Source organism: Acinetobacter sp. 24-47-66, assembly GCF_056779755.1.
Genome location: NZ_JBWYIL010000012.1, coordinates 54,069 through 75,083, shown reverse-complemented (window position 1 = coordinate 75,083; position 21,015 = coordinate 54,069). Strand labels below are relative to the sequence as shown.

Below are 21,015 nucleotides of genomic sequence, written 5' to 3'. Positions count from 1 at the left end.
GAATGTATACAAGGATTTTAAAATTTTTCGCTTGGTTAATAGCATTGATACTATTAATCGATGGAATCATTTTAATCAGTCAAAATAAAATTCATTTGGGTACTGTACTTCCAGCATTTATTGGCATAGTGATCATTGTATGTCTACTTTTTAATAGGAAAATCCAACACTACCGTTTGAATCACTCTAACTTTAACTTGTTTTGGAAAATGGGATGGACAATTTTTTCCATCTGGTTAATCAGTTTGGCTATTTTTTTTAATTTTTTAGCCAAATCGAATCATTCCCCTGTCATGAATACACCACCTGATGCGATTATTATTTTGGGTAGTGGTTTAATCAATAACCAACCCTCCCCAACGCTTCAGGCTCGATTAGACCAAGGTGCAACGATCGCCGCTCAATATTCCAGTAGTTCTATTATTGTAACTGGCGGTTTAGGTTTTGATCAGAAAATTACTGAAGCTGCAGTGATGAAAGCATATTTGATCGACAAGTATCGTATTCACCCACAGCGTATATTTGAAGAAAGTCAAAGCACCAGCACCGAACTCAATCTAAAAAACAGTGTTCCGCTGCTAAACAGAATAGGCTTAAACCAAGATAGTCATATTGTGGTTGTCACCAGTGATTTTCATACCCCACGTGCTGCAGCCATTGCCCGATTTCAAGGTTATACCCAAATCACATCAGTCAGTGCTGAAACTCCTTTAACTACACGATATAACGCATGGCTTAGAGAATATTTTGCTTATATTAGTGGCTGGATCTTAAAAGAATACTAAATTTTTTATTTATCATGTATTCGGATTTTTCGAGGAGAAGGAACCCCTTCTCTATTTAATTTTTCAGGTTGATCGATCGATAACTGGTATAGATAAGCTTTTAGGTCAATTAGAAATTGTCGCCCCGATACCAAAACATTTTGACCTTCTGGCATCAAGTTCAGTGACAAATGAGTATTGTGTTGTCGAATATAAGGAACAACTTGTTCAATAAATGGTATCAGTTGGATTTCCTCCACATGATATTTTTCCCACTTATCACGAACCAATAATTGTGCCATTCCTCTACTTTGCCAAACAGCAAGCGTGCGCTGACCAGATGGAGTTGAGCACAATGCCCAACCATCATTATATAAACTATAAACTTTAGCCTGAGCGACAATTGTTTCCATAAATTGTTGGTATTGTTCTTTTGGAGAGACAACTGTAGAGGCAATAGAGGTACTTGAAGGCTTACGCTGGTATGGATTTCTCATAATTCTATTATAAACATGAATTCATCATATTTTATATAAATTATAGAAACTTAAAAGACTTTTCATAGAAAGAATATGGTGGGCGCTGACGGGATCGAACCGCCGACATTCTGCTTGTAAGGCAGACGCTCTACCAACTGAGCTAAGCGCCCTTGAGGAATAAAAATAGCACCGCTATTTTTAAGATGCAAGAAAGAAATCTTGCTGATTTAAACCATTATATCTAGACAAGGGATCTAGAAAATGGCGCAGCGGACGGGACTCGAACCCGCGACCCTCGGCGTGACAGGCCGATATTCTAACCAACTGAACTACCGCTGCAACGGCAACTGCTTACGCAATTAGGGTCATATAAGCTTTTCAGCATGAATATGGTGGGCGCTGACGGGATCGAACCGCCGACATTCTGCTTGTAAGGCAGACGCTCTACCAACTGAGCTAAGCGCCCTTATTAGGCTTTGATTTTTAGGATGGCGCAGCGGACGGGACTCGAACCCGCGACCCTCGGCGTGACAGGCCGATATTCTAACCAACTGAACTACCGCTGCATCACAAAAAATCTGGTGGGCGCTGACGGGATCGAACCGCCGACATTCTGCTTGTAAGGCAGACGCTCTACCAACTGAGCTAAGCGCCCTTAATAAGGTCATTACATAAAATGGCGCAGCGGACGGGACTCGAACCCGCGACCCTCGGCGTGACAGGCCGATATTCTAACCAACTGAACTACCGCTGCACTTATGTAATATCTCTATTAAAGTACAAACAATCTATTAAGCTTAAAGTGGCGCAGCGGACGGGACTCGAACCCGCGACCCTCGGCGTGACAGGCCGATATTCTAACCAACTGAACTACCGCTGCACTAAAACTTAACGTAAAGGCTTGGTGGGCGCTGACGGGATCGAACCGCCGACATTCTGCTTGTAAGGCAGACGCTCTACCAACTGAGCTAAGCGCCCTTTACGACTTCATCGTTTGTGTGGTGCATTATAGAGAATCCTCAGATACTGTCAAACGCTTTTCTACAGGTTTCTCAGTTTTTCAGTTTGAATGATTAAAAAATAGATCATTTCTCTTAAAAAATCGCTTTTTTGTCTATTATTTGCCTGATTAGAGATATGTTTTTATTTTTATTCAAAGTTTTTATCACAAAACATTTTACGATTCTGATTTAAATTTGATCCAATTCGATCTCTTGTTCTGAAATATAGACTAAAGCACCTTCGTCCAATGTATCAAATAGCTCAATGACATCTGCACTGTGCATTCGAATACATCCATGTGATTTAGGAATGCCTAAAGGTTCTGACTCTGGCGTACCATGAATATAGATATATCGATTATAGGTATCACAACCCTCCCCTTGATTAAAACCAGATTCTAAACCTGCTAACCAAAGAATTCGCGTTAGAATCCAGTCACGTTCTGGAAATTGCTTGCCAAGTTCCACATCATAGATCTCCCCAGTCCAAATACGTGCTTTAAATACAGCATTGATTGGGTGGTCATCGCCAATTTTTTGTTCAATACGATGCCATCCTCTTGGGGTTTTACCTGAATTTTCCTGTTCACCTATACCGTTCAATCCAGTAGACACCAAATAGCTTTTTTTCATACGTGGGACATATAGAACTTGTTTCGCCATATCAATCAGGATATCCGCCTGACTTAGGGTATAACTTTCAAGATTTGGGTTCATACAAAACTCAGCGTTAAATTATTTTTAATCATTTATTTAAACAATATTTTTTGATTCAGGTCTTAACCACAACCAAATCGCGACAATTAGCATGGTGAGATTCGTAAAAATTTTTACTAAATCAGGAGCATTGGTATAAAGCATAAGAATACCGCTGATCAACATCATCATCGAAGCGAGCCATTTTGCTTTGCGTGGAACCGTGCCATGCTCACGCCAATTTCGCAGTGTTGGTCCATATTTAGGATGATTGAGTAGCCAATCATCAACCTGTGGCCAACCTTTTGAAGCAGCCCATGCGGCAAGAATTAAAAAGACTGTGGTTGGCAATCCTGGCAATAGCGCACCAATAAAACCTAGAGTCACAAAAATAATGACCAAGCTCCGCCAAAACACGATTTTCATACCGCAACTCATTCACTTGAATCTCACTAGTATATATGCTTTTGTGGTAGTGTCTGATTGTAAATTTATTTTCAGTTTTGAATTCTAGTTGGAGAAGCGGTGCAATCTGATTTTTATGAGCCATGGCAGAACTTTCATCATGCAATTGTACGTCAACTGGCTTTTGTCATCGCAAGTCCTAATATTATTCGTTTTGCGCCTAAAGAATTAACGATCGTTCATCCTTTTGAAATGCACCATGAACTATTTTGGCAAACTCAGTACGAAAAATATATCTCCAGACTGCATGATCTAGATCAAAACCCACAAGAACTGATTGATTTTATTCAGCAACTCAAAAGTACGCGTCTAGGTTTGCGCTTTGAATATTTAATGTGGTTCTGGCTGCAAGATGATCAACGCGATCAAGCTGATTTTTCACTGTTAGATCACAGTGTTCAAATCATTGACGGCCGCCATACTTTGGGTGAAATTGACTTTGTGATATTGAATCATCACACCCAAGAAATTGAACAATGGGAAGTTGCACTGAAATTTTATTTAGCAGAACAAGACTTTCAACTTCAACATTGGTACGGATTAAATCGAAGCGACACCCTATTTAGAAAGCTCAACCATTTTACGCAAAAGCAATTTCAATTTACTCAAGCCAATACTTATAAAATTGATCGAAAAATTGCGGTGCTGAAAGGTCAACTCTACTTTCCGTATCATACGGAACTTCAAACCTTACCTAACTGGGTCAGCCCACATCGTCGTATAGGCACATGGGGACATCAATTACGATCATCTTTTTATCGACTGGAAAGACAGGAATGGATTTGTCCGAATGCGAGTCAGACTTCAAATGAAGCACATTGGTGGGGCAATGGGCTTTATCATAATGTACAGACAAATCAGTTTTATATGTACCGTCAACCAGCATTAAAGCTTCCTTACGTGTAGTTCGTGTAATAAAAAAATGTATCGAATACAATTAATAACATTCTGATAATAAAACTCTCATATTCTTCTAAATGATTAATTTTTATTCTGATTAAGCATCAAAATAATTTACAATCATTGGAGATAATGATGAAAAAAGTATTAGCCGCTTCATTCGTAGTTGCATTTGTATTAACTGGTTGTAATACATTCAAAGGTTTTGGACAAGACGTTTCAAAAGCTGGGGAAACTGTAACAAATACTGCTGAAAAAACTTCAAACGAAATTCGTAACAACTAATTCGAAGTTGAAGCTAAAAGCCCTATTTTTTAATAGGGCTTTTTTTATTTAAATTTGATTTCCTTGAATGATTAATATTTTGCATCAAATTCAACATACTTTATGATAGATCGACTTTGACCAATTCGATTTCTCTCCATGACCCAATCTGCAACACTCGATTTAAGCTTACAATTACTTCGCCAACCTTCAGTGACTCCAGTCGATCATAACTGTCAAAATATTATGGCTGATCGATTATCAAAGATTGGTTTTAACATTGAAAATATGCGTTTTGAAGATGTAGATAACTTATGGGCTCGTCGCGGGACTGAATCACCTGTGTTTTGTTTTGCGGGTCATACTGATGTTGTTCCTACAGGCAATCTAGAAGCGTGGAACTCCGATCCATTCGCCCCAGAAATTAGAGATGGAAAGTTATACGGGCGTGGCAGTGCAGATATGAAAACGGCGTTGGCAGCCATGGTAATTGCCTCTGAACGTTTCGTTGCTAAGCATCCAGACCACAAAGGTTCGATTGCTTTTTTGATCACTTCAGATGAAGAAGGTCCATCTATCAATGGAACAGTGAAAGTTGTAGAAACTTTAGAAGCACGCCAAGAAAAAATGACATGGTGTTTAGTTGGTGAACCGTCAAGTACGAATACTTTAGGTGACATTGTTAAAAATGGCCGTCGTGGGTCTCTCAATGCCAATTTAACAGTGAAAGGTAAGCAAGGGCATGTGGCCTATCCACATTTGGCAATTAACCCAATTCATACAGCCTCAAAAGCAATTGCTGAATTATGTGAGACAGAATGGGATCAAGGCAATGAGTATTTCCCTGCAACGTCTTTCCAAATCTCGAATATTTCTGCTGGAACGGGTGCAACCAATGTTGTGCCTGGCACGATGAACTTATTATTTAACTTCCGTTATTCTACAGAAGTTACTGCTGATGAATTAAAAGCACGTACACATGAAATTTTAGATCGCCACGGCGTTGAGTATGATATCGAGTGGACACTATCAGGTTTACCATTCCTTACACCTGTTGGTGAGCTCGTCAATGCTGCCAAAAAAGCGATTTTGGATGTGACTGGTACGACAACAGAATTATCAACCAGTGGTGGTACATCAGATGGCCGCTTTATCGCACCAACTGGAGCTCAGGTACTCGAACTGGGAGTGCTTAATGCCACAATCCATCAAATTAATGAACATGTTGAAATCGCACATTTGGAACCTTTAGCTGAAATTTATGAAAAAATCTTAATTGAGTTATTGGCATAACGCTAAAATTTAAGAGTAATGAAATATAAAAAAGGATGCGAATGCATCCTTTTTTTTAATTCGCTTAAAATACTTCAATCATGTTTTAAAAGCTGATTGATCTGCTCAATCAACACTGCTTCTTGGAAAGGTTTACCCATATAAGCCGATACACCAAGTTCAAGAGCATGTTGTTTATGCTTATCCCCCACTCGTGAAGTGATCATAACCACAGGTAAGTTCTGCAAATGTGGTTGATTTCTCAGCCATTGCATCACTTCAAAACCATCCATTCTTGGCATTTCAACATCAATTAACATTAAGGCAGGTGTTGAGTGCTGTAAATGTTCAAGTGCTTCAATACCATCTATAGCTGTAACAATCTGGTAACCATGGCGCTCCAGTAGTTTAGATGTCACTTTTCGAACTGTGACCGAATCATCAACCACTAAAATCGTAGGTGCTTCATTGTCATGCTCTAAATTAGAGGGCTTCGACTCTAGATGTATAGACCAATCCTGCTGAGTGAGATATTGAACCACACGATTTACATTTAAAATTGGGCAAATTTCTCCACTGCCCATAATGGTTACACCGCTGAGATAATCAATTTGATGGATCAGCCTCCCAGTCTGTTTCACAATAATTTGTGAATTAGTTCCTAAGACTTCATCAACGAATAAAGCCACAGGTTGAGACTGGTGCATATTTACCAAAATCACTGGAACTTTTTGGGTTTCTGAATATGGTGAGTTTCTGTTTATATGTTGATTTAACAATACGAAGTCAGCCAAATCGTTTAATTGATAACTTGCTTCATGCACTCTCAACAACTGACCCTGTTGTTTCGCGTGATTTAAATCATGTCTATCGATCATTTCAACACGTTGTATTTGATGTAACGGTAAGGCAAAGAATTGATCTGCAACTTTTACCATCAACGCTTCAGTAATAATTGAAGATTTAGGAATTCTGATTTCAAAACAAGTTCCTAGTCCTCTTTCCGAAGTAACATGAACATGCCCACCCAGTGCCTGTATTTCACTTTTTACGACATCTAAACCGACACCACGTCCTGAAACCGTTGTTAATTTTGCAGCAGTGGTAAAGCCTGGTCTAAAAATCAATTGTAATAGTTCAGTTTCAGAATATTCCCGTTCAGTATTGAGCCAACCAAATTCAACAGCTTTTTGCTTAATCTCTTGTGGATCAATTCCTCGACCATCATCCTTGATCAAAATACTCAGCTCATTGTGATGATTCACCAGTGTCAGTTGCATGACTGCTTGTTCAGGTTTATTTAATTTCAACCGCTGTTCTGCTGACTCAATTCCGTGATCAATCGCATTACGCAGAATATGCTCAAGTGAGGTGATCAACTTTTCAAGAATACTACGATCTAATTCGATGTCTGCATGTTCAATCTGTAACTGAACAGATTTATTCAGATTCATCGAAAGTTGCTTGCATAAGCGTTCAAGACGCATTTGTATCGTCTTGAATGGCACGACACGAGTACGCATCAACGAGTGTTGGATGTTGTTTTGTATTCTTGCCTGCTGAATCAATATACTTTCTGCAGACTGAAGCTTTTCGTGCAGAGTGTTTCTGATATCTAACAAGTCTGATGTTGACTCTGATATAGATTTAGAGAGTTGATTGAGTGATGAATATTGATCCATTTCTAAGGGATCAAACCCATGCTCGGCGGAATTATGTAATCTACGTTGTAATAAAATTTGGGATTCTAATTCCCCCTCCATCCGTCTCAATTGTGAAGTAAGGCGCTGAATGGTTTGATCCATTTCTACCAAATTTGACCGATATGATTTTAACTCTACTTCAACTTGCGAACGTTGAATCAAATCCTCCCCAATCAAATTAAGAGTTGCTTCAATTACAGCAGTAGAGACTGAAAGTGTCTCGTTCGCTACGGCAGATTGCACAAACTTTTGCAAATTGCCACTCATTGGGGGCGGTAAAGCACTCTCCTTAGCGTTAGATGGTTCATTCTGATGTGAGTTTTGCTGAATGGAAGAAGAGTCAAACTTTGATGAATTATTATGCGTAGTGACTAAATCACTTAAATTGTTTTCAAGGTCCGCTGATAAAGTTGAATGAATATTAAAATCTGAAGACATGTGGTGAGTGATATCATTTTGCATCGAATGTACTAAGTTCAGCTTCGAGTCACCACCCTTAAGATTGAAATGTCCAAGCTCAATTAAACCCTGAATAAGCCTTGATGCCTGCTCTATCGGATAATCAAGAGACTCAGTTTTAATGATATTGACACGCCGTACCAAATCCTGCTGTAAGGCTTTAATCAAAATAATGAAACTTTTTATATCAATTTGTTGCTCTGAAATGAGTTGAAGATATACAGATTCAAGCTCATGGATTAGATTTGCAAAGTAATCTGCTTGCAACATGTATGCACCACCTTTCAACGTGTGCAGTTGCCGCATAATTTTTTGGATACACGTAGCATCTTCTTGATACTCTAACCATGTATTGAACAAGTCTTCGATTTGAGACAAGATTTCTTCCGCTTCCTCGACAAAAAAACCACTTACTTCGCGATCTAAGCCCTGTTTTGCTTTCGCTGAATCTTTGAGTGCGTAATCTATATTGAGTAATGTCAGAATTGTTTCATCTAAGGATCGAGCAGATACTTCGCTTTCCTGTTCTATATTGGAAATGCAATTCGATTGATTGGAAAAGCTGAAGTATTCATGATTAAGTTGTTTTAAATCACCTAATAGCTGCTGAGAAGCTACATTATTTTGAGCCAATTGACCTATAGCAAGTTCATCAAATATTTCTAAGAGTTTTTCATGCCCTTGTTGTAAAACTCGGTGGACATTTGAGTAGGCAATTGAATTCGGTTCTCTTGCAATGTTGAAGTGAATTGAACTCAAAATTTCTGAAATTTTTTGAAGGAGATCAAAATCAACTTTAATGGCAAATTTAGCAATTGAACTGAGTTGTTGACTCAGTAAGGTCGAACGTTCAGTAGTACGTGTAGAGCTAACGAGGTTAGAAATACCATCTTGTACAAAGGTATCGATAAGGAAAACATCTTCTACACCCAAATCTACAATTTTCTTGAGTAACTCTTGCGGATCAAGATTTGGATCGTTCTGTGTAATCTGTTCTGAGAAGTCTCTCAATGCGATTAAAAATGTATGCTCTAATGCCTGAAACTGTTGTTGTCTCGTTACGTTGTCACCTGTTGTTTGCAAGCTTTCTAAGTAATACTGGATTAAATCAATATACTGCGTTGTGAGCGCTTGCAATTCTTTATTGTTGGTATCAAAAGATGGATTACGTTGTATTATTTTTTCGAATGACTGACTCAATACTTCAATTTTCTCAAGTCCAACAATTGCAGAACTCCCCCTGAGAGAATGGACAACACGTGCAAGCGTATCCACCTGAAATTGTTGATTGGATTTATCCAACATATCTTGCAGGGATTTCAATTGTTCTGAAGCTTCAGCATAAAAACTTTGCAGAACCTCGTTATCCCATATTTGAGTATTCTCAATTGTGGCTGTTGCTGAGAGTGAATTTGAGTCACTCAAACAATGACATTCAATCCTGAAATCTAGATCTAGCTGTGTGAGATGAGCGTTGATCGCCAACAAAGGATGCAATGATTGATCTATGGTATTTGAATGTTCTAATTGCCGACCTAAAAGCAATAGAGGTTTAACATCTAATTGAATCGCTTGTTTCACTGTTAAACTAGGCACAATAATGTAGCGATATATACGAGAGATCAGCTCAACATACTCAAGGACCATTTGACTCCATGAAAGTTGCTGATCAAGCCTAATATTTAATATTGTCTCAACAGTCCATGCAAGCTCAGAAACTGAGTTGAATCCAAGCATTCGACCTGAACCCTTTAAGGTATGAAAATTACGGCGCAAAGCTTGCCAAATATTTACCTGTTCTAAATCATTCGATAAGACTTGAAAATTTTCTGATATTTCTAGAAGTAATTCCTTAAGCTCTTCAGCAAAGGTCGTAAGGAGCTCCTCATCTTCAAAATTTAATTCATCCTGAGGAAGCTGCATATCTATATATGCACGATGGAGTGCTTCTGAAAGATATAATTGTATTTTATTAGGATTATTATTTTTCATGGCTCAATCACTCAGGTAATTTGAAGTTTGCAACTGATTTCCTTAAAGAATCAGCCATTTGAGTGAGTTCTGCTATCGATTGAGCAGTATCTAAGGTTGAAGCATGATTTTCTCGTGTGACATCTTGCACAAGCGACATTGTTTTCGCAATTTGACCCGCAGCAGCTGACTGAACTTTTGAGGATGCTGAAATATTCGCAATGAGTTGAGCCAACTGTTTTGAAATCAACTGAATATCTGCAAGTGCTGCTCCTGCATCTTGAGCAAGTCCAGTCCCCTTAACCACCTCAGAAGTTGTTTGCTCCATAGAGCGAACGGCCTCATGTGTATCTAATTGAATATTTTTTACCAATATCTCAATATGTTTGGTCGCAGCAGTTGAACGTTCAGCTAAACGCTGCACCTCATCAGCAACACTAGCAAAACCTCGTCCAGCATCGCCTGCCATTGCGGCTTGAATGGCTGCATTTAAAGCCAACAGATGCGTTTGCCCTGCAATGTCTTCAATGGTTGCAACAAAGTTTCCAATCTCTTGAGTAGATTCACCCAGCCTTTTAATTTTTTTAGATGTTTCTTGAATCTGGCCTCGTATTTGATCCATTCCATCTATTGATCGTTCAACCACTTCCCCACCCTTCACTGCGATAAGTACAGCGCGCTGAGCAACTTTTGCAGATTGCGCTGCATTTTCAGAAACGTGATCAATTGAGTCCGCCATGTCATGAATGGCGAGCGATGTATTTTGGATTTCACGAGCTTGCAGCTCTGAAGATTGAGCCAATTGTGAACTCATGTGCTGAGTTTGATGAATATATTGGGTAACTTGTTGGGCAGCCTGATTAATTCTCATCACCAAATCACGCAAATGATCTATCGCTACATTAATTGAATCCGCGATTGTCCCCGTAAAATCTGCAGAAACCGCAGCATATTTGGTCAAATCGCCTTCAGCTAAATCTCCAATTTCATCTAAAAGCCGATAAATCGCGGTTTGATTCTTCTTATCTTTATCCACCAGTTCCATTAAACGCAGACGATCTTCTTGGCTTCTCAAAATAAAAAGTTTAATTACAGCAAAGGTGAAGCTCGATAAACTAATCAACAATAAAAGTGACAGTAAAATCAGTAACCACGTAGAACCTGTGCGAATTTCATTGAGGGCTACTTGAATTTTTTGTAACTGAGACTCCGTGATATTGCTTTGAGACTCTAACCATAGTCGATCTACTTCATTTAAAGCCGGACTATAAAAATAAACTGATTTTACATTTTCAAGTTGTGAACTAAAAATAAGCTGAGAGTTTTTGAGAATCTGTAATGTGTAATCTGTAGGATTATCCTCAAACTGTTGAGTCTGAATAATCATCATTTGATTGAGATATTTCAGTTCCCCCACCCCACGACTTTGCTCCACTGTACGTGGGAGATTAAACATAAGAAACAATAAAATCAGAAAAGCACAAACGAGGCTAATAATAGCCATGATTAAATAAGACTTCGTTTGGGCAGATTGCCCAAACAGCTCTGAAAACTGTTCAAGTTTTAACTTAAGTGAAGCTTTCCATCCCTGTGTGTTGGAATCTGAATCATTCACATTCCGACTGGTCTTTTTTAACCGTAAACTCACTCAGCTCCCCCAAAAAACTATTGCTGACTAGACATTAAATTGAATTAGATGTGAACATATGCTTTAGGCGATCATGCTCATATAGCAGACTCATCATCAGCACAGCTACAGGTGTTGAATGATCGAGAAAATAACCTTGGCAAAATAATCTATATGGTTCTGCGATCAAATCCGAACCGGCGCTATAGGTATTATTCTTATAATGTTTTACACCGAGGACTTCATCCACAAGTAATCCAACACAGTCTTGCCCCACGTTAAAACATAAAATTTTAACATTAGCGTGTAGTTGTGTGGTTTTACCCAAAGCAAATTGCTTTAGATCTAATACGGTCAGTACTCGACCTCGCAAATTCGCCAAACCTAAATACCACGGCGGCGTAAGTGGTAAAGAAGTAATGCTCAGTAAAGGGCTAACCTCCGCAATATCACCAAGTGGGGTAATAAATTGCTGCTGCTCAACTTTAAAACATACACCAGACCAGAGGTCCTGATTTTGCACATCACGGTACTCATTTACTTGAGCCGAATTAGCATTACTGGCTTGCGTTAACCAGTGTTGTTGATCACTTTCATCTTGAGTGATCATGCTGTGCCTGTATTTAAATATTGCTGAATGACATCAAGTAATCTTGATTCATCTACAGGTTTGATCAGGTAGTCGACCGCGCCTTGTCTTTTGCCCCAAATTCGATCCGTATCCTGATCTTTGGTACTGACAATGACAACTGGAATATGCTTCGTTACATCAGCTCTTGCAATTTGCCGAGTTGCTTGAAATCCATTCACACCAGGCATCACCACATCCATAAGTACAAGATCTGGTTGCTCTGCTTGCGCCAAGGTAACACCATCTGCACCATTGGTTGCTTCTAGCACTTCATAGCCATTTTTGGACAGAATTTCTTTAAATCTAAACATTTCTGTTGGAGAGTCATCTACCACTAAGATACGTGTCATATTTTGTTTTCCCAGTACTTAACGTGAAGCGACAAGTTTACGAATCGCATTCAATAGCTCATCTTTACTGAATGGTTTCGTGAGGTATTCATCAGATCCAACAACTCGTCCTTTTGCCTGATCAAACATACCATCTTTACTGGATAACATGACCACTGGAATATGTTGGAAATTTTGTGAGTTTTTTAACAATGCGCACGTTTGATACCCATCTAAACGCGGCATCATAATATCTACAAAAATAATATCAGGTCGAGTTTCAGCAATTTTAGATAATGCTTCAAATCCATCTACTGCAGTTACAACGTCATATCCTTCACGCTGTAATAAAGTTTCTGCGGTCCGACGAATCGTTTTTGAATCATCAATGACCATCACTTTAATATTTTGCAGATTATCATCCATTGAATGATCCTTCCTGAGATGAGATTTAAAGAAAAATGAAACGCTTAATTTAGAGAATAACCATTATTTTCTAACATAACATTACATTGATTTTCAATGCAGTTGAGTACTCGCGGAGAGATTGTGTCACAAAGCTTCATAGAATTTAAGGGTGAATCAGATTAAGCGTAAATTATTTAACGGTTTATATTTATAAATTTACCAGAACCACATAAAATGCTTGTTATTAAAAGCAAAAATTAAAAAATTGAATTGATATCACGGGGGCCAATTCCAATGTTTAATCTTTCGCACAAATCAAGAATTGGGTTAAAGCATCTTCATCATAAAACATTCTTAGTGATCATGATGACATTTGGTTTATGTATCAGTGAAGCAATTGCTAATACCACAGTGACCAAACCGTCTTGGTATCGTTATTATGATAAAAATGGCGTAGCTAATATTAGTAGTTCGGTAACACCAGAGCATATTCGTCACGGTTATGAAGCACTTGACCGTAATATGCAAGTGATTAAAAAAAATCGACCTTATGATGCCGATAAAGAACAGCAACAAAGTGCTGTACGTACGCAACAAGCCAAACAACATGAACAAGATCTACGCTTAAAACGCGCTTATGGTTCTAGTAAAGTGGCTGCGAACAAACGTGATGATATGTTGAAAAACATCAACAAACAAATCACCTTTCAAAAACAACAGTACCAACAACTGGAGCAAGATCGAATATTGTTTAAAAAGCAGGAACAGACCTATATCAAGAAAGGGAACCCTGTCCCTAAAAACTTACAAGATCGAATCACTTATAATGCACAGAATATGAGTAATATCCAAAAAAATATTGAATCTTTACAAACAAACTATCGAAATACTCAGTCACAATACGACAATATTATCAAGCGCTTAAAAACTCTTGAATAAAGAAGAGTTTGTCTGAATGGAAAGGAATTATCACATGCCGAATGCGACTCGACACAGCAGTCAGTTTAAGAAATATCTCGTATTAGGAACGCTGTGTACGAGTTGTCTTTTAGCCGCTTGTCAAAAAAATGACGAAAGTGTACAGCCAACCTCATCTACCCCTCAAAAAATTGAATTAATACAACAGGACTTAGTCAAAGTTGAAAATGGGGTCTCAAATCTGAGATTTGCTTTCACAGGCACCATACGCGCTGTGAATCAAAGTACAATTCAAGCGCAAGTGACTGCCACTGCTAGTCAAGTCTCTGTACAAGTCGGTGAAAGGGTGAGTAAAGGACAAGTCTTGGTACGTTTAAATAATCAAGATAATGCAGCCCGACTCGCACAAGCTCGCGCTAATCTTGCTTCTGCACAAGCGCAGGCACAACAAGCTGCAAATATGGTCACTCGAAAAAAACGACTTTATGATCAAGGATTTATTTCTAAGGTTGAATATGAACAAAGTCAAGTGGAGCATAAAGCTCAACTCGAAACTGTACGAGCTCAGCAAGCAAATGTGGATATCGCACTGAAAGCCGATGCTGATGGATTAATTCGTAGCCCCATTTCTGGCGTAATTACCAAACGTCAAGTCGAACCTGGTCAAACCGTTTCAATGGGTCAAACATTATTTGAAATCGTAGATCCACAAAAATTGGAGATTCAAGCAAAACTCCCTGTCGAATCTCAACATGCGCTCAACATTGGAAACAACATTGAATATAAAATTCAAGGGGCTACCCAAAATTATACTGCCAAGTTAACACGCATTTCCCCAATGGCCGATCAAATCAGTCGTCAGGTTGAGTTTTTTGCTCAACCGAATGAATCAATCAATTCACTGAGTATTGGTGCTTTTGTCGAAGGTTTCATCTTAGATACAAAGCAGATTCAAGGACAAAAAGTTCCGCTTGATACTATTCAAGATGCAGATGGCAAACCTTATTTGTGGATCATCCGTGATCAGAAAATTCAGAAAGCCAATATTCAAATTTTGGATCGACAACCCAACGAGAATATTGCAATGATCAGTGGTCTTCAGCCAACGGATTACATCAGTAGAATTAAGTTTATCAATGATGACTTAAATAAAACAGTCTCAATTGCTTCAAAGTAAGACAGGATCTGAACTATGTGGTTAACTCGAATCAGTGTGAAATATCCTGTCTTTACGATCATGATGATGCTATGCCTGATGGTATTGGGCTTATCATCATGGCAACGAATGGGAGTTGAAGAATTCCCTGATGTCGATTTCCCATTTGTGGTCGTGTATACCACTTATCCAGGTGCTTCTCCTGAAACTGTTGAATCTGAAATTACCAAAAAGATGGAAGATCAGATCAATACGATCTCAGGTGTTAAACAAGTGATATCGCAGTCAAGTGAAGGACTCTCTACAATTATCACTGAGTTTAATTTGGATGTTCCTTCAACCGTTGCAGCTCAAGATATTCGAGACAAAATTGCGCCAGTGACAGCTGAATTTCGTGATGAAATTACTGATCCTATTGTTGAGCGCTATGATCCTTCCGCAGGTGCCATCATGTCGGTGGTATTTGAGTCTGAGAATATGTCACTCCGAGAGCTCAGCTCTTATTTAGATCAAAAAATTGTTCCTCAATTGAGAACTGTTCGTGGGGTAGGTACAGTTAACCTGCTAGGTGACTCGCAGCGTCAAATTCGTATTGAAGTTAATCCACAAAAATTACAAAGTCTTGGTGTTGGCGTTGATCAAGTCATTAACACATTAAAAGGCGAAAACATTGAAGTCCCTGGGGGCACACTCAAACAGTCAAATTCAGAGCTGGTTGTTGAAATTAAATCAAGAGTAATTCATCCCCAATCCTTTGGGGATCTCATCGTCGCGAGTAAAAATGGCACGCCAATCTACTTAAAACAAGTAGCTGAAATTTACGACAGCCAAGCTGAACTCGAGTCGAGTGCATTCATTAACGGTCAAAATGCTGTCGCGTTGGATATTCTCAGAAGCTCTGATTCAAATGTAATTGATGTTGTAGATGCGGCTTATAAAACACTAAACCGTATAGAACAACAACTCCCGCAAGGGACAACATTGAAAGTAGTTGTCGATACATCTCGAGGCATACGAGCAAGTATTGGTGATGTTGCCCGTACAATTATTGAAGGTGGTGTACTTGCGGTTGTCATCGTTCTACTGTTTTTAGGTTCATTTAGATCGACGATTATTACAGGCCTTACCCTGCCAATCGCCCTACTCGGCACATTAACGTTCATTTGGGCTTTTGGTTTTACCATCAATATGATGACTCTTCTTGCCCTGTCTTTAAGTATTGGTCTTCTTATTGATGATGCAATTGTGGTACGTGAAAATATTGTCCGCCATGCTGATATGGGGAAAGATCATGTGACTGCTGCTTTAGATGGAACCAAAGAAATTGGGCTGGCAGTTCTCGCAACCACTTTGACCATTGTTGCGGTGTTCTTACCAGTTGCATTCATGGGCGGTATTATCGGTCGTTTCTTCTACCAATTTGGCGTGACAGTAAGTACCGCTGTACTGATCTCAATGTTTGTCAGTTTTACGCTCGATCCAATGCTCTCAGCTCACTGGGCTGAACGTCATCATCCAAATAAAAAACCGAGCGCATTGAAACGCTTCTTCAATGGGATCTCAAATAAACTTGATTCATTAAATGAAGTGTACGAGAAGCTGCTAAAACTGGCACTAAGATTCCGCTTTCTAACAATTGTCGTTGCTGTTGCTTCACTGTTTGGCGCGCTCGCGCTATCGAAAATGGTGGGAACAGAGTTTGTACCTGTTCCAGATAAAGGTGAAATTCGGATCAAATTTGAAACGCCCGTAGATGCTTCACTCGAATACTCTCAGGCAAAGTTAAAACAAGTTGAATCTATTATTCGACAGCATCCAGAAGTTAAAGGAACGTACGGCGTTATTAATGGGGTGACTGATCGCGGGAAAAACCATGTAAGCATCCGAGTCAGTTTAAGTCCTCGTCAAGAGCGCTCTCAGACACTGACTGATTTAACCAATGAGTTTCGTGATCGACTACAAACAGTGGCGGGTATTACCCTCACCTCTATTGCTTCAGCAGATGAAACTGTGTCTGGTGGTCAAAAGCCTGTCATGATTTCCATCAAAGGACCTGAGCTAGATGAATTACAAAAAATTTCTGATCGTTTCATGGTGGAAATGGCAAAAATTGATGGTGTCGTCGATTTAGAAAGCTCGCTCAAAGAGCCTAAACCTACCCTTGAAGTGCATGTAAATCGTGTACTTGCAAACGATTTAGGATTATCAGTCAGCCAAATTGCCAATGTGATCCGCCCTCTCCTTGCTGGTGATGATGTAACGACGTGGAAAGACGAAAAAGGTGAAACCTATGATGTCAATTTGCGCCTCTCTGAAGATCAACGTACGCTTCCAAGTGACATCAATAATTTATATTTAAAATCGCAAAAAGTGGATGCGAATAATCAACCTATCTTGGTTCCGCTCTCAAGCGTAACAAGCACACAAGAAAGTTATGGTGCATCTCAAATCAACCGTCGTGATTTAGCACGTGAAGTCATGGTTGAAGCCAATACTTCAGGTCGACCTGCAGGTGATATTGGTCGAGATATTAAAGCATTGCAAGATAACTTCGAGATGCCTGCTGGCTATGGTTTTGAAACACAAGGTGCAAACGCAGATATGGAAGAATCGATTGGGTACGCTGTTACAGCCGTTACACTTTCTATTGTATTTATCTATATTGTTTTAGGCTCTCAATTCAATAGTTTTATTCATCCTGCGGCGATCATGGCCTCATTACCATTGTCATTGGTCGGAGTATTCCTTGCATTATTCTTATTTAACTCAACAATGAATTTATTCTCCATTATTGGCATCATCATGTTAATGGGATTAGTAACCAAGAATGCGATTCTCCTCATTGACTTTATTAAGAAAGCTATTGATCGCGGTGAGACACGTTTTGATGCCATTATTGCTGCAGGTAAAACACGACTTAGACCCATTCTGATGACCACGAGTGCGATGGTCATGGGTATGGTGCCATTGGCATTAGGCTTGGGTGAAGGAGGTGAACAAAGTGCTCCGATGGCGCATGCTGTCATTGGGGGCGTCATTACATCCACCCTGCTGACCTTAGTTGTGGTTCCCGTTATCTTTACTTACTTAGATGACTTTAAGAATTTTATGGTGCGTCAAACACGAAAATTCATGTCATAATGTAGAGAATTGTCATGAGGTGTCATTCAAAATGCTCACCTCATTTTTTATCGTATAATCTTATGCTTTAACGCTCATTATTAGGACAAATTCCATGCGCGCGAGTCGCTTTTTATTTGCAACGTTAAGAGAAACCCCAAGTGATGCTGAAGTAATCTCTCATCAGCTGATGCTTCGTGCGGGTATGATTCGTAAATTGGCTTCAGGATTATATTCTTGGTTGCCAATGGGCGTACGTGTGTTAAATAAAGTCGAAGCGATTGTTCGCGAAGAAATGGACCGTGCTGGTTCACTACAAGTATTGATGCCTGTGACCCAACCAGCAAGTTTATGGGAAGAATCTGGTCGCTATGTGCAATATGGTCCAGAACTTTTACGCTTTAATGACCGTCACAACAACCCTTTTGTTCTCGGTCCTACACATGAAGAAGTCATTACTGATTTAGCACGTAACGAACTCAAAAGTTATAAACAATTACCCGCTAATTTTTACCAAGTTCAAACTAAATTCCGTGATGAAGTGCGTCCTCGTTTTGGCGTTATGCGCTCTCGTGAATTCGTGATGAAAGATGCTTACTCATTCCATGCAGATCAAGCTTCATTACAAGAAACTTACGACACGATGTACGATGCCTATTGCCGTATTTTTACTCGTTTAGGTTTAGACTTCCGTCCAGTACAGGCGGATACAGGTTCAATTGGCGGTTCAGGTTCGCATGAATTCCATGTATTGGCATCAAGCGGTGAAGACGATATTGCATTCTCAACTGAATCAGATTATGCAGCCAATATTGAAATGGCTGAAGCGATTCTTGTAGGTGAACGTGCTACACCAACTCAAGAATTAAAAATTATTGAAACACCAAATCAAAAGACTATAGCTGATGTATCTGCTTTCTTAGGTACCGATGCAAAACAGTCTGTCAAAGCTTTGTTGGTACAAGGAGTCGCTGATGAAGGTAAAACTGCGCCTGTCGTGGCACTGTTCCTTCGTGGTGACCATGAGCTAAACGAAATCAAAGCTGAGAAACATCCGCTGATTGCATCACCACTTGCATTTGCAACTGAAGAACAACTGAGTGCTTTAGGCTTAACCGCTGGTTTTGTTGGTCCTCAAGGTTTAGTCGAAAAAGGGATTAATGTCATCGTTGACCGAGCAGCATCAGTTTTGTCTGATTTCGTTGCAGGTGCAAACGAAGCAGGCAAACATGCGACGGGTGTGAACTGGGAGCGTGATGCTCAATTCACTGAAGTTTATGATCTTCGCAATGTTGTTGAGGGAGATCCATCTCCAGATGGTAAAGGTGTACTTCAAATTAAACGTGGTATTGAAGTTGGTCATATTTTCCAATTAGGTCAAAAATACTCTGAAGCTTTGGGCTGCAAAGTATTAGGTAAGGATGGTAAACCATTCACTGTAACAATGGGTTGTTATGGTATTGGGGTGACTCGCGTAGTCGCGGCTGCCATTGAACAAAATTACGATGAAAAAGGAATTATTTGGCCTGCTGCTATCGCACCCTTCCATGTCGCAATCGTTCCGATGAATGCTCATAAATCTCCTCGTACTGTAGAGGCTGCTGAAGCACTTTATGCAGAACTTCAAGCTGCTGGTTATGACGTGCTTTTAGATGACCGTGATGAACGACCAGGCGTTAAATTCTCTGATATCGAAATTACAGGTATTCCGCACCGTATTGTTATCGGTGAAAAAGGTTTAGATGCTGGTACTTTTGAGTACAAAGGTCGTTCTGATACTGAATCAAGCAACCTGAGTAAAGAAGAAATACTCGCTAAAATCGCCCAATAATTTGAGCATAAAAAATCCCGCTATTCGCGGGATTTTTTATAGACCGTTGATATTCACTTTCAAATCTTTCACAGATGTACCAATAGCCCCAAAGCTCCCCATTGAGCCATTCGCTAAACCATTAAAGACCGTCGGACTACTCGCCCCCTCACGTCCCAACATCACCTTGTTGAGACCAACATTCATTTTACTAGATTGTCCTGTATTTCCGATGTAAATACCTGAAGGTGCAACACCTGCATGGAAACCAGATAATGAAAAACCATTGTTTTGATCAGTAGCTTTAGCCTGAAAATCGAATTTTGCAGAAGAATTACCAGATACGAATGCAATAGGACAGCCTGAGCCTGTGCCACAGATTGATTGAATTGCGCCTCCAAACTGGACCATGTAGCCTTGAGGCACATTTCCTAATTGAACATTGATCTGAGGACGTTGGGATTGATTTAATGTAATTTCAAAGTTTCTATCAGCACTGCCTATTTCTAAAATTTTAGCGACACCGGGCACCAATTGCTTTAGATCATTATAAATCGATTTAGTTTGTGTAGCACTAGACACCTGATTACTGCTTGCGATATAGAGTGCGAATGGACTCAATTTAAACCCCGTAATTTGCTCCGCAAAAGTGATACCTATATTGGCAAATGGCGTGCCATTGCCTCCGTCTGTATCAATTTTTGCATTGATAGTAGACGAACCAAGCGTATGACCTAAAAATTGAACCTGAATTGGATTACCAGTTGGACCTGCGACCACTAAGCCAGCAGCTTGTGAATAATTTTTTCCTAATATTGGATCTTTAATTCCGTCTTGATCAATGATCGCAGCCTGTGTGAACTCGATCTTATCCATTCCAATACCAATGCTGATCCCATCTTGACCAGTAGTAGATGAAAGAGACTGATCATCTAATGGTTGCATAGCAAAACACGGGAATCCCACCGCAGTGGTCAAAATAAGTAAACTGAATCGTTTTGTTTTTATCATATTCATGAGTCTATCCCTCAACTTTTCATAT

General features: G+C 39.5%; 16 protein-coding genes, 8 tRNA genes and 1 pseudogene. 8 read left to right on the top strand and 17 right to left on the bottom strand.

The window, feature by feature from the left end; genetic code table 11:
* Positions 1-44 precede the first annotated feature (44 nt).
* Positions 45-785, top strand: a complete 741-nt coding sequence (locus AC1M84_RS11375) for a YdcF family protein (RefSeq protein WP_481595004.1) — start codon at positions 45-47, stop codon at positions 783-785.
* Positions 786-790: 5 nt separating this feature from the next.
* Here the strand turns inward: AC1M84_RS11375 and AC1M84_RS11370 are convergent, their stop codons facing one another.
* From AC1M84_RS11370 to AC1M84_RS11320, 11 genes are all read right to left on the bottom strand, one after another.
* Positions 791-1,261 carry a DUF2750 domain-containing protein gene (locus AC1M84_RS11370; RefSeq protein ID WP_481595003.1) on the bottom strand — a complete coding sequence of 157 codons (471 nt, stop codon included), beginning with the start codon at positions 1,259-1,261 and terminating at the stop codon, positions 791-793.
* A 76-nt stretch (positions 1,262-1,337) separates the two neighbouring features.
* Positions 1,338-1,413: transfer RNA gene (locus AC1M84_RS11365), tRNA-Val, on the bottom strand.
* Positions 1,414-1,505: 92 nt separating this feature from the next.
* Positions 1,506-1,582 (bottom strand) — tRNA-Asp (locus AC1M84_RS11360).
* 51 nt (positions 1,583-1,633) lie between these two features.
* A tRNA-Val gene (locus AC1M84_RS11355) sits at positions 1,634-1,709 on the bottom strand.
* Between the two features lie 23 nt (positions 1,710-1,732).
* Positions 1,733-1,809 (bottom strand) — tRNA-Asp (locus AC1M84_RS11350).
* A 13-nt stretch (positions 1,810-1,822) separates the two neighbouring features.
* Positions 1,823-1,898: transfer RNA gene (locus AC1M84_RS11345), tRNA-Val, on the bottom strand.
* A gap of 22 nt (positions 1,899-1,920) precedes the next feature.
* A tRNA-Asp gene (locus AC1M84_RS11340) sits at positions 1,921-1,997 on the bottom strand.
* A 49-nt stretch (positions 1,998-2,046) separates the two neighbouring features.
* Positions 2,047-2,123 (bottom strand) — tRNA-Asp (locus tag AC1M84_RS11335).
* A 22-nt stretch (positions 2,124-2,145) separates the two neighbouring features.
* Positions 2,146-2,221: transfer RNA gene (locus AC1M84_RS11330), tRNA-Val, on the bottom strand.
* Positions 2,222-2,433: 212 nt separating this feature from the next.
* A complete protein-coding gene (elsL, locus tag AC1M84_RS11325; RefSeq protein WP_481595002.1) occupies positions 2,434-2,961 on the bottom strand; it encodes a cell wall-recycling L,D-carboxypeptidase ElsL in 528 nt (175 codons plus the stop codon).
* Positions 2,962-2,997: 36 nt separating this feature from the next.
* Entirely contained in the window at positions 2,998-3,366 is a 369-nt protein-coding gene (locus AC1M84_RS11320) for a YbaN family protein (protein ID WP_035269059.1), read from the bottom strand.
* Between the two features lie 99 nt (positions 3,367-3,465).
* On the opposite strand from AC1M84_RS11320, the gene AC1M84_RS11315 reads away from it, so the two are divergent.
* The 3 genes from AC1M84_RS11315 to dapE all read left to right on the top strand — a co-directional run bounded on the left by AC1M84_RS11315 (position 3,466) and on the right by dapE (position 5,862).
* Positions 3,466-4,311 carry a DUF1853 family protein gene (locus tag AC1M84_RS11315; protein ID WP_481593613.1) on the top strand — a complete coding sequence of 282 codons (846 nt, stop codon included), beginning with the start codon at positions 3,466-3,468 and terminating at the stop codon, positions 4,309-4,311.
* A gap of 126 nt (positions 4,312-4,437) precedes the next feature.
* Positions 4,438-4,590, top strand: a complete 153-nt coding sequence (locus AC1M84_RS11310; protein WP_092766976.1) for an entericidin A/B family lipoprotein — start codon at positions 4,438-4,440, stop codon at positions 4,588-4,590.
* Between the two features lie 138 nt (positions 4,591-4,728).
* The gene (gene dapE / locus AC1M84_RS11305; RefSeq protein WP_035269063.1) at positions 4,729-5,862 is read left to right on the top strand and encodes a succinyl-diaminopimelate desuccinylase; all 1,134 of its coding nucleotides are present in this window, start codon (positions 4,729-4,731) and stop codon (positions 5,860-5,862) included.
* Between the two features lie 74 nt (positions 5,863-5,936).
* Here dapE and AC1M84_RS11300 read toward each other — a convergent pair whose 3' ends face one another.
* The 5 genes and pseudogenes from AC1M84_RS11300 to pilG form a co-directional block, all read right to left on the bottom strand.
* Positions 5,937-9,995, bottom strand: a complete 4,059-nt coding sequence (locus tag AC1M84_RS11300) for a hybrid sensor histidine kinase/response regulator (RefSeq protein WP_481593614.1) — start codon at positions 9,993-9,995, stop codon at positions 5,937-5,939.
* Between the two features lie 7 nt (positions 9,996-10,002).
* Positions 10,003-11,127, bottom strand: a pseudogene (locus AC1M84_RS11295) (methyl-accepting chemotaxis protein); the annotation flags it as partial.
* Between the two features lie 529 nt (positions 11,128-11,656).
* The gene (locus AC1M84_RS11290; RefSeq protein WP_481593615.1) at positions 11,657-12,211 is read right to left on the bottom strand and encodes a chemotaxis protein CheW; all 555 of its coding nucleotides are present in this window, start codon (positions 12,209-12,211) and stop codon (positions 11,657-11,659) included.
* Complete coding sequence (locus AC1M84_RS11285; RefSeq protein ID WP_035269071.1) at positions 12,208-12,582, bottom strand: response regulator; 375 nt, start codon at positions 12,580-12,582, stop codon at positions 12,208-12,210. The genes AC1M84_RS11290 and AC1M84_RS11285 overlap by 4 nt, the downstream gene beginning before the upstream one ends.
* Positions 12,583-12,600: 18 nt before the next feature.
* On the bottom strand, positions 12,601-12,987 hold the full coding sequence (gene pilG, locus AC1M84_RS11280; RefSeq protein ID WP_035269072.1) for a twitching motility response regulator PilG: 387 nt from the start codon (positions 12,985-12,987) through the stop codon (positions 12,601-12,603).
* A gap of 276 nt (positions 12,988-13,263) precedes the next feature.
* Here pilG and AC1M84_RS11275 point away from each other — a divergent pair, with 276 nt between their 5' ends.
* The 4 genes from AC1M84_RS11275 to AC1M84_RS11260 all read left to right on the top strand — a co-directional run bounded on the left by AC1M84_RS11275 (position 13,264) and on the right by AC1M84_RS11260 (position 19,994).
* Entirely contained in the window at positions 13,264-13,908 is a 645-nt protein-coding gene (locus AC1M84_RS11275) for a hypothetical protein (protein WP_257227584.1), read from the top strand.
* Positions 13,909-13,942: 34 nt separating this feature from the next.
* On the top strand, positions 13,943-15,064 hold the full coding sequence (locus AC1M84_RS11270) for an efflux RND transporter periplasmic adaptor subunit (protein ID WP_481593617.1): 1,122 nt from the start codon (positions 13,943-13,945) through the stop codon (positions 15,062-15,064).
* A gap of 15 nt (positions 15,065-15,079) precedes the next feature.
* The gene (locus tag AC1M84_RS11265; protein ID WP_481589084.1) at positions 15,080-18,184 is read left to right on the top strand and encodes an efflux RND transporter permease subunit; all 3,105 of its coding nucleotides are present in this window, start codon (positions 15,080-15,082) and stop codon (positions 18,182-18,184) included.
* A 94-nt stretch (positions 18,185-18,278) separates the two neighbouring features.
* A complete protein-coding gene (locus AC1M84_RS11260; protein ID WP_481595001.1) occupies positions 18,279-19,994 on the top strand; it encodes a proline--tRNA ligase in 1,716 nt (571 codons plus the stop codon).
* Positions 19,995-20,030: 36 nt separating this feature from the next.
* On the opposite strand, the gene AC1M84_RS11255 is transcribed toward AC1M84_RS11260, so the two are convergent.
* Complete coding sequence (locus tag AC1M84_RS11255) at positions 20,031-20,990, bottom strand: DUF6160 family protein (protein ID WP_481595000.1); 960 nt, start codon at positions 20,988-20,990, stop codon at positions 20,031-20,033.
* Positions 20,991-21,015 lie beyond the last annotated feature (25 nt).